Source organism: Pseudomonas sp. AL10 (assembly GCF_029960685.1).
In the GTDB taxonomy this organism is placed as follows: Bacteria; Pseudomonadota; Gammaproteobacteria; order Pseudomonadales; family Pseudomonadaceae; genus Aquipseudomonas; species Aquipseudomonas lactis.
Genome location: NZ_JASBQZ010000078.1, coordinates 1 through 8718 on the forward strand (window position 1 = coordinate 1; position 8718 = coordinate 8718).

The following is an 8718-nucleotide window of genomic DNA, read 5'->3' on the forward strand; positions in this document are numbered from 1 at the left end:
CGCAGCAATGGATATGTACACAATCCAACTGTGTTGACTGTCAGGCCGCCTTCGCGAGCAAGCCCGCTCCCACAGTTGGATCGTGGGGCATTAGGTAGATAAGTGTCGGCTGCCAGGCCGCCATCGCAGGCAAGCCAGCTCCCACATTTTACTCCGCGTACATCAGATGCTTTGGCGCAACCGGGCCAGGTCGCGCAGCGGCGGCGCACCAAACAACCGGCTGTACTCCCGGCTGAACTGGGACGGGCTTTCATACCCCACCCGATAGCCCGCCGCCGAGGCCTCCAGCCCTTCGGCGATCATCAGCCGCCGCGCTTCCTGCAAGCGCAGTTGCTTCTGGTATTGCAGCGGGCTCATAGCGGTGATCGCTTTGAACCGGTGGTGCAAGGTCGAGACGCTCAGGTTCACTTCCTTGGCCAGGTCGTCGATACGCAGCGGCTGTTCGTAGTTGCCATTCAACCAGGTGATTGCCTGGCTCACCCGATGGCTCTGGCTGTTAGCCACAGCAATTTCATACAGGCGATAACCCTGCGGGCCACGCAGCAAACGGTAGAGGATTTCACGGTTGATCAGCGGCGCGAGCATCGCGATGTCTTTAGGCGTGTCCAGCAAGCGGGTCAGGCGCAGCACCGCGTCGAGCAGTGCGTGATCGATGCGGTCGACGTACATGCCTCGCGAGGTCGGGCGCGAGGGCACGCCCATCGGCCCGGCCTCTGCGATCAGCGCGGTGAGCTGCGCCGGGTCGATGTTGATGCGCACCGAGAGGTTCGGGTCCTCGGCGGTGGCGTCAATGATGCGGCCGGCCACCGGCATTGCCACCGAGAACACCAGGTAGTTGAGCGGGTCGTAGGCAAAGATCTCGTCGGCCAGGCGCACCTCCTTGCTGCCACTGGCGAGGATGCACAGCGCGGGTTCCACCAGCACCGGCATGAAATCCCGGGGCGCATTGTGGCGGTTCAGGTACAGCGAGGTAATCGCCGTGCCGTAGGAGCCGTCCTCCCAGGTATGGCGGTGCACGATACTGGCGAGCTCGGCGCGTTGTTTCTCCATCTCGGCATCGAGGGGAACGGGCTTGGATTCGGGCGACGGCATGGGGCGTCCTCTACACGCGGCTTTGATGGGCTCAGCTTAGCGGCGGCTTTTCAGAAAGTGTTACGTCGATTCTGCAGGATCCTTGCCTGATCCTGCGAGATAGCGTGAATCAGGCAAGTGCGCAGCCTGTCATCAGCCTGAAACATGAGGCCTGGGCCTGGAATAAATCCTGGGGCCGAACGTCCTCCCTACGCTTCTCGCAGGATTGTGCAAGAAGCCTGCAGGAATCGACTAACCGCGCCCACGCCCGCGCCGTTATCTTTGATCCTGTGGCAACACGCCCTCATTGTGCTTGCCGAGCATCACTTCTCAACGGGAGAGTCGAACATGTCCACCCCCATTCCCGCGAGCCATATGGCCTTTATCCGCGCCCGTAGCGGGTGCAGCACCGAACTCGGTGCACGCTTGAGCAGTTTGATCGAACCGGGTCGCCAGGCCCAGGGTTGCCTGCAATTCTCGTTGCAGCACTCCCAGGTCGACCCCGATGTGTGGCTGGTGTCCGGGTTCTGGAGCAGCGAGCAGGCCATGAGCGCCTACTTCAACTCTCCGGCCCTGATGATCTTCACCGAGCTGCTGAACGACATGGTCGTGCGTAGCATGGACTTCCAGACCTTCACCGACGCATCGGCGGCACAGGCCTACGGCGAGTACCTGCAACTGGCCGGTTAACGGTTAGAATGGCCGACTTTCCATTGGCCAGGACCTGCAACATGGCACGTAAACAATTTGCCCACCACGAAGCCGTTTCCGCCGTAGTACCGGGCGAAGGTGGCTACAGCGCCGCCGTCGCCGTCAAGGCACTGGATGGCATGGGCGCACCCAAGTTTCACAAGATCCTTGATGGGCAGACGTTCAAGACGGCTTCGGATGCCGATGATGCGGCGACGCTGCAACTTGAGCATCTGGTCGATGTGGATGCAGAAGGCCAACTGACCTGGGCGACTGCTGAACGCTGAGGCAGCACACCTAACCAATGTGGGAGCTGGCTTGCCTGCGATAGCGGTGTATCAGTCACTCTTGGGTTAACTGACCCACCGCTATTATCGCAGGCAAGCCAGCTCCCACAGTTTTGATTGCATTGCAGTCAGGGTTTTGTGGCACCTGGGCGGTACATCTTGAACAGTGCTTGCGGCCCCAGCTGGAAATAATCCGCCGGGCCACCCCCGCGCAAAATCGGCTCGGCGGCAGCAGTGTCGTAGATCCCATCCTTGAGCAACCATTTGGCGATGTGCACCGCAACCACCTCGCCCAGCACCAGCCAGCTTGGCACCAACTGTTGGTCGGCACGTTGCAGTTGGATGATCTGCGTCACCTTGCACTCGAACGACACCGGGCTCTCGCCCACCCGTGGTACGCCAACGATTTTCGAAGCCACCGGCGTCAGCCCGGAGAGTTCGAATTCATTCACCTCGGGCGATACGGCCGCGCAGCTCTGGTTCATCTGCTCGGCCAGCGGGCGGGTGGCCAGGTTCCAGACGAATTCTCCAGTCTGTTCGATATTGTTCAGGCTGTCTTTACGCCCGACACTGGAAAACCCAATGATCGGCGGAATGTAGTTGAACGCATTGAAGAAGCTGTAGGGCGCCAGGTTCAGGCGGCCTTCGCGATCGTGCGAGGAGATCCAGCCAATCGGGCGTGGGCCGACGATGGCATTGAACGGGTCATGGGGCAGGCCGTGGCCGTTGGCGGGTTCGTAATAGTGGATGTCGTCAGGCATGGCCGGGGTTCCTGCTACGCGGTTTGGGAGGCGGTCATAGTGCAATTCATGGCGGTGAATTTCCATCGTACCGATGGATTTTTCATACATCGCCCACCTATTTTTCACAGCTTTCCCTTCAGTCTGCGCCCAAGGTCAATACCCCCTATAAGACTGAGCCTTGGAGCTATCTACTGCATGAACAAACTTCCTCAGATCACCCTGGCGTTCTGGGTCATGAAAATCTGCGCAACCACCTTGGGCGAAACCGCCGGGGACTTGCTGTCGATGACCTTGAACGTTGGCTACGCCATCAGCTCCATGATCCTCATCAGCGTGTTCCTGGTGACCCTGGTGACGCAACTCTGGTCGAAAGCCTACAACCCGGTGCTGTACTGGATCGTGATTTTGTCTACCAGTACTGCGGGTACCACGATGTCCGACTTCATGGACCGCACGCTGGGGCTGGGCTACGCCACCGGGTCGATGATCCTGATTGTGATCCTGATGATCATCTTTGCATTGTGGCACCTCAGTGGTGACTCGCTGAACGTGAACAAGGTGCAGACCTTCCGAGGGGAGCTGTTTTACTGGATGGCGATCCTGTTCTCCAACACCTTGGGCACCGCATTGGGCGATTTCCTCGCGGACGATTCGGGGCTGGGCTTCGCCGGTGGCGCATTGTTGATCGGCTCGATCATCGCCGCGGTGGTGGTACTCAAGTACTTCACCCGCATCTCGTCGGTACTGTTGTTCTGGGTGGCGTTTGTACTGACACGGCCGTTTGGCGCGACCTTGGGGGATTTTCTGACCAAACCCCATGAAAAAGGCGGCTTGGATTTCGGCACCATCGGTTCATCCGCGGTATTGGCTGCGGTGCTGGTGGTGATGATTGCTGGCGCGTCGTATGCGCAGCGGCGCTATGGGCGCAATGAGGCCGCAGAGTTGTCCTAAGACTAAATGTGGGAGCGGGCTTGCTCGCGAAGGCGGTGGGTCAGTTGATACAACTTTGACTGATCCTCCGCTATCGCGGGCAAGCCCGCTCCCACATTTTTTAGTCGGTGGTGATGCGCGAGTGTTTACGCGTGTCCTTCATGGTCACGTAAACCATCAACGACACCGCGATACACGCGGTCACGTACCAGTAGTAGCCAGTTTCCATACCGATGCTCTTGAACCACAGCGCGATGTATTCAGCGGTACCGCCGAAGATCGACACGGTCAAGGCATACGGCAGGCCCACGCCCAGGGCGCGGATTTCGGTCGGGAACAGCTCGGCCTTCACCACGGCGTTGATCGAGGTGTAGCCGCTGACGATGATCAGCGCCGCCATGATCAGGAAGAACGCGCCCCACCAACTCTGGATGGTGTGCAGGGTGGTGAGGATTGGCACGGTGAACAGGGTGCCAAGCACGCCGAAGGCGATCAGGATCGGGCGGCGGCCGACTTTATCCGACAGCCCGCCGATGATCGGTTGCAGGCACATGAACAGAAACAGCGTCGCCGCCGAGATTGTGGTGGAGTCGGAGATGCTCATGCCGACCGTGTTCACCAGGTATTTCTGCATGTAGGTGGTGTAGGTGTAGAACGCCAGGGTGCCGCCCATGGTCAGGCCGACCACGGTCATCAGTTCCTTGGGGTGGCGCATCAAGGTGCGCATTGCGCTTTCCTTGGCTTTTTCTTTCTTGGTGAACGACTCGGTTTCTTCCATGCCACGACGCAGGTACAGCGCGACCACTGCACACAAGGCACCGATGGCGAACGGGATACGCCAGCCCCAGGCGTACAACTGCTCGGTGGTGAGCACCTGTTGCAGCACGATCAGCACCGCCAGCGCGATGAGCTGGCCAGAGATCAGGGTCACGTACTGGAAGCTGGAGTAGAAGCCGCGACGTTCCTTGGTGGCCATCTCACTCAGGTAAGTGGCAGAGGTGCCGTATTCGCCGCCGACCGACAGGCCCTGCAGCAGGCGGGCAAACACCAGCAGGATCGGCGCACCGATACCAATGACTTCATAGCCTGGGCTCAGGGCAATCAGCAGCGAGCCGAAGCACATCAGGTACACCGAGGCCATCAAGGCTTTTTTACGCCCGACTTTGTCGGCGTACAGGCCCATCAGCCAGCCACCGATCGGGCGCATCAGGAAGCCCACGGCGAAAATCGCGGCGGTGTTGAGCAGTTGGGCAGTGGTGTCGCCCTTGGGGAAGAAGGCTTTGGCAAAATACAGCGAGAAGGCGGCGTAGACGTACCAGTCGTACCATTCGACCATGTTGCCGACTGATCCGCTGAAAATCGATTTGATGCGGCTGGAGGTGGTGCGCTCCTGCGCTTTTGCGGCCGTCGATCCCAGAGGCACGGTGTTGGAGTTATCCATTGAAGGATCCTTCATCTAGTTGTTTTTATGGAGCGGCGCGTGCGCAGCCTGTTGGGGCTATAGCAGGAGCTGTGCCAGGTAGAGGAAGGCCCGGAATAGAAGGGTTGCGGGATTTTTTTGAGCGGAAAGTCGCTGATGGTTTTGGGGTGATGAGCGGAAATCCGCTTATGGCTGCCGACGCCATCGCAGGCAAGCCAGCTCCCACACCTGCTGTGTTCACAGACCAAAATGTGGGAGCGGGCTTGCCCGCGATGGCGATCCAAAGGTCGCTACACAAACATCTCCCTTACCAACCCATGCCGCTGCATCTTCTCATTGAAGGTACGGCGCGGCAGTTGCAGCTCGGCCAGCACCGCCTTGATATCGCCCTTGTGACGCGTCAAAGCGGCCTTCAGGCAGTGTGCCTCGAACGCCTCCTGCTGCGCCGCCAACGATTGCCCGGCTTCGATCCCTTGCGGTTCCGGCTCGTCCAGCCCCAACACCTGGCGCTCGGCGACGTTGGCCAGTTCGCGCACATTGCCCGGCCAGTCATGGCTGAGCAGGCGCCCCAGCTGTGGCCCGCTCAAGGGCTCGACCTGGCGGCCCAGACGCTCGGCGGCGCTTTGCGCAAAATGCTCGTACAACAGCGGAATATCTTCGCGACGTTCACGCAAGGGCGGCAGGCGCAGTTGCGCGACGTTGAGCCGATAGGCCAGGTCTTCGCGAAAACGCCCGGCACGGGCCTCTTCCAGCAGGTCGGGCTTGGTGGCGGCGATGATGCGCAGGTCCACCTGGATACTCTGGTTGGAGCCCAGCCGCTCCAGCTTCTGCTCTTGCAACACACGCAGCAATTTCACCTGTTGGGCCAGGGGCATGCTTTCTATTTCATCCAGAAACAAGGTGCCGCCGTGGGCATATTCCAGCTTGCCGATACGTTTGCCCTGGGCGCCGGTGAAGGCGCCGCTTTCATGCCCGAACAGTTCGGCTTCGAACAACTGCTCGGGGATCGCCGCGCAATTGAGGGCCACGAAGGGCTTCTTGGCGCGTGGGCCGAAGTCATGCAGGCAGCGGGCGACCAGCTCCTTACCGCTGCCGGTCTCGCCACGAATCAGCACATTGACCGGTAAACTCGCCAGGTCCAGCACTTGGCGGCGCAAACTTTGCAGTCCCTTGGACACGCCCAGCAGGCTGGACTCCAACTGCGCACGATGATCGGCCTGTTGATGCAGGCGGCGGTTTTCCAGGATCAGGCCGCGCTTGTCCAGCGCCCGGCGCAGGCTGTTGAGCAAGGCGTCGGGGCTGAAGGGTTTTTCCAGGAAGTCGTAAGCCCCGTCGCGCATGGCTTCGACGGCCATCGGCACGTCGCCATGACCGGTGAGCAAAATCACCGGCAAATCGGCATCGCGGCGCTGCACCTCGGCCAACAACTCAAGACCGCTGAGCCCCGGCATGCGCACGTCGCTCAGAATCACCCCGGCAAAGTCCTTGGGCAGTTGCGCCAGGCACTCTTCGGCGCGGCTGAACAACTGCACGTCAAACCCCGACAGGCTCAGCCATTGCTCGACGGCCGTGCGAATACTGGCTTCGTCATCGACCACAATCACAGCGTTCAACATAGGTCTGGCGTCTCCAGGGCGATAGGCAGGGTCAAGGTGAAAGTCGCGCCATCGCCACGGTTAGCGGCACTCAGGCGTCCGCCCAGTTCATGCACGATAGCGTAGGACACCGCGAGTCCCAAGCCGAGTCCGTCGCCCACCGGCTTGGTGGTGAAAAACGGGTCGAACACACTGCCCAAGTGTTCTTCTGCAATCCCGCCGCCGCTGTCGCAGACGCTCAACTGCCACAGCTGCTGATCGGCGTGCAGGCGGATTTCCAGGCGCTTGCGCGGTTTGTCGGCCATGGCGTCCAGAGCGTTGCGCAACAGGTTGATCAGCACCTGTTCGAGGCGGATCGCGTCGCCACGTACCCAGGCCGGGCGGGTGAGGTCCAGCACCACACCGATGGCTTCGTCACGCAGGCGTGCGTCGAGCAGGTGCAAGGATTGGTCGACCACCGTCGCCAGGTCCAGCTTTTCGCGCAGGCCACTGGGACTCTTGCGCGCGAACGTCTTGAGGTGGCCGGTGAGCGCGGCCATGCGCGTGAGCATGTCATCCAGCGGTGTGAGGGCCTTGTAGGCATCGTCCACGCGACCATGGTCGAGCAGCAGCCGCAACGTCGCCAGTTGCATGCGCTGGGCGGTCAGTGGCTGGTTGATTTCATGGGCGAGGGCGGCTGACATCTGCCCCAGTGCCGCCAGCTTAGCCGACTGCACCAGACCATCCTGGGCGGTGCGCAACGCCTGGGTGCGTTCTTGGACCAATTGCTCCAGTTCTTCACGGCTGCGCTGGCGCAAGCGGGCCAGGCGCCAGCGCTGGCTGAGGAACAGCACCAAGAACACCAGTGCCAGCCACGAACCCGCAGCGGCAAGGCCCGCGTTGCGTTGGTCTTCAAAGGCAAACTGGGGTTTGCGCAACAGGTGCAGGGTCCAGCCTTCGCGCTTGAGCGCCAGCGACTCCCAGATGTAATTGGCGTTGCCGTCGGGGCCGTTGACGCGGATCAAGTGGCTGTTTTCGTCAAAGCGTTGCAGGGGCTGGGTGTCCAGTGGCTGCAGTTGCTTTTTGTCGTATTGGCGGGTGGCCTTGAGTTCGGCCAGGTCATTTTCGGACAACGGCCGCAGGTTGCGATAACGCCAGCCCGGCTGGTTGGCGATAAACACGATGCCCCGAGCATCGCTGACCAGCAGCAGGTCATTGCCCTGGGCCCATTCACGTTCCAGCTCGGGGAACTCCAGCTTGACCACCATGGCACCGAGGAACTGCTCGTGCTCATCCACGACCGCGCTGGAAAGAAAGTAGCCCGGAATGCCCGTGGTCACCCCCACTGCATAAAAGCGCCCGGTGCCCTGGCTCAGGGTCTGGCTGAAATACGGCCTGAACGCGTAATTGTGGCCGACATAACTGCTGGGCAGGTTCCAGTTGCTGGCGGCCACGGCCAGGCCGGTGCGGTCCATCAGTTCCAGGGTCGAAGACTGCGCAGCGCCGTTGATACGCTCCAGCTTGCGGTTGAGCCGGTCTTGCGTAGCGGCGTCCAGCGGGCCCTTCAAGGCGCTGATCATCTCCGAATCCAGCGCCAGCACGGCGGGCAGGGCGCGGTAGCGTTCGATCAGGGTGTGCAGCGAGTTGGCATACAGCGCGAGCTGCTGATTGGCACGGGCGGCGTCGTCCACCAAGGCCTGGCGTTCGGCATGGCGCGTGGCCAAGGCGGCGGCCAGCACCGCACCGGCGATGATCAACAGGGAATAGAAGGTCAGGCGCAGGGGGCGAGGGATCACGATCATACGATGATGAACAGGCACGGTAAGGGGCGAGCACCATAGCATGGGCGGCACATATCTTGTGGCCAAGGCGCTTGTGTGGGAGCTGGCTTGCCTGCGATGACGGCCTGCCAGCCGACGGCTATCTACCTGAAGCCCCACGATCCAACTGTGGGAGCTGGCTTGCCTGCGATGACGGCCTGCCAGCCGACGGCTATCTACCTG

General features: G+C 61.1%; 8 protein-coding genes. 3 read left to right on the forward strand and 5 right to left on the reverse strand.

What is annotated here, in order from left to right; genetic code table 11:
• Nucleotides 1-162: 162 nt before the first annotated feature.
• Nucleotides 163-1092, reverse strand: a complete 930-nt coding sequence (locus QK296_RS28680; protein ID WP_003193916.1) for an AraC family transcriptional regulator — start codon at nt 1090-1092, stop codon at nt 163-165.
• 327 nt (nt 1093-1419) lie between these two features.
• On the opposite strand from QK296_RS28680, the gene QK296_RS28685 reads away from it, so the two are divergent.
• Both QK296_RS28685 and QK296_RS28690 read left to right on the forward strand, forming a co-directional pair.
• On the forward strand, nt 1420-1761 hold the full coding sequence (locus QK296_RS28685; protein WP_003193915.1) for an antibiotic biosynthesis monooxygenase family protein: 342 nt from the start codon (nt 1420-1422) through the stop codon (nt 1759-1761).
• A gap of 41 nt (nt 1762-1802) precedes the next feature.
• Nucleotides 1803-2048, forward strand: a complete 246-nt coding sequence (locus tag QK296_RS28690) for a hypothetical protein (protein WP_003193914.1) — start codon at nt 1803-1805, stop codon at nt 2046-2048.
• Nucleotides 2049-2176: 128 nt separating this feature from the next.
• Here the strand turns inward: QK296_RS28690 and QK296_RS28695 are convergent, their stop codons facing one another.
• A complete protein-coding gene (locus QK296_RS28695; protein WP_003193913.1) occupies nt 2177-2809 on the reverse strand; it encodes a flavin reductase family protein in 633 nt (210 codons plus the stop codon).
• A 177-nt stretch (nt 2810-2986) separates the two neighbouring features.
• Between QK296_RS28695 and QK296_RS28700 the strand changes: the two genes are divergently transcribed.
• The gene (locus tag QK296_RS28700; RefSeq protein WP_192002281.1) at nt 2987-3742 is read left to right on the forward strand and encodes a hypothetical protein; all 756 of its coding nucleotides are present in this window, start codon (nt 2987-2989) and stop codon (nt 3740-3742) included.
• Nucleotides 3743-3842: 100 nt separating this feature from the next.
• Here the strand turns inward: QK296_RS28700 and QK296_RS28705 are convergent, their stop codons facing one another.
• From QK296_RS28705 to QK296_RS28715, 3 genes are all read right to left on the reverse strand, one after another.
• The gene (locus QK296_RS28705) at nt 3843-5162 is read right to left on the reverse strand and encodes an MFS transporter (RefSeq protein WP_003193911.1); all 1320 of its coding nucleotides are present in this window, start codon (nt 5160-5162) and stop codon (nt 3843-3845) included.
• 269 nt (nt 5163-5431) lie between these two features.
• Complete coding sequence (locus QK296_RS28710; protein ID WP_003193910.1) at nt 5432-6757, reverse strand: sigma-54 dependent transcriptional regulator; 1326 nt, start codon at nt 6755-6757, stop codon at nt 5432-5434.
• The gene (locus QK296_RS28715; protein WP_003193909.1) at nt 6751-8517 is read right to left on the reverse strand and encodes an ATP-binding protein; all 1767 of its coding nucleotides are present in this window, start codon (nt 8515-8517) and stop codon (nt 6751-6753) included. The genes QK296_RS28710 and QK296_RS28715 overlap by 7 nt, the downstream gene beginning before the upstream one ends.
• Between the last annotated feature and the right edge of the window lie 201 nt (nt 8518-8718).

Bases quoted from the DNA above. Each gene is read 5' to 3' on its own strand.
- QK296_RS28695 (WP_003193913.1), bottom strand. From the start codon at position 2,809: ATGCCTGACGACATCCACTATTACGAACCCGCCAACGGCCACGGCCTG.
- QK296_RS28685 (WP_003193915.1), top strand. From the start codon at position 1,420: ATGTCCACCCCCATTCCCGCGAGCCATATGGCCTTTATCCGCGCCCGT.
- QK296_RS28690 (WP_003193914.1), top strand. From the start codon at position 1,803: ATGGCACGTAAACAATTTGCCCACCACGAAGCCGTTTCCGCCGTAGTA.
- QK296_RS28715 (WP_003193909.1), bottom strand. From the start codon at position 8,517: ATGATCGTGATCCCTCGCCCCCTGCGCCTGACCTTCTATTCCCTGTTG.
- QK296_RS28710 (WP_003193910.1), bottom strand. From the start codon at position 6,757: ATGTTGAACGCTGTGATTGTGGTCGATGACGAAGCCAGTATTCGCACG.
- QK296_RS28700 (WP_192002281.1), top strand. From the start codon at position 2,987: ATGAACAAACTTCCTCAGATCACCCTGGCGTTCTGGGTCATGAAAATC.
- QK296_RS28705 (WP_003193911.1), bottom strand. From the start codon at position 5,162: ATGGATAACTCCAACACCGTGCCTCTGGGATCGACGGCCGCAAAAGCG.
- QK296_RS28680 (WP_003193916.1), bottom strand. From the start codon at position 1,092: ATGCCGTCGCCCGAATCCAAGCCCGTTCCCCTCGATGCCGAGATGGAG.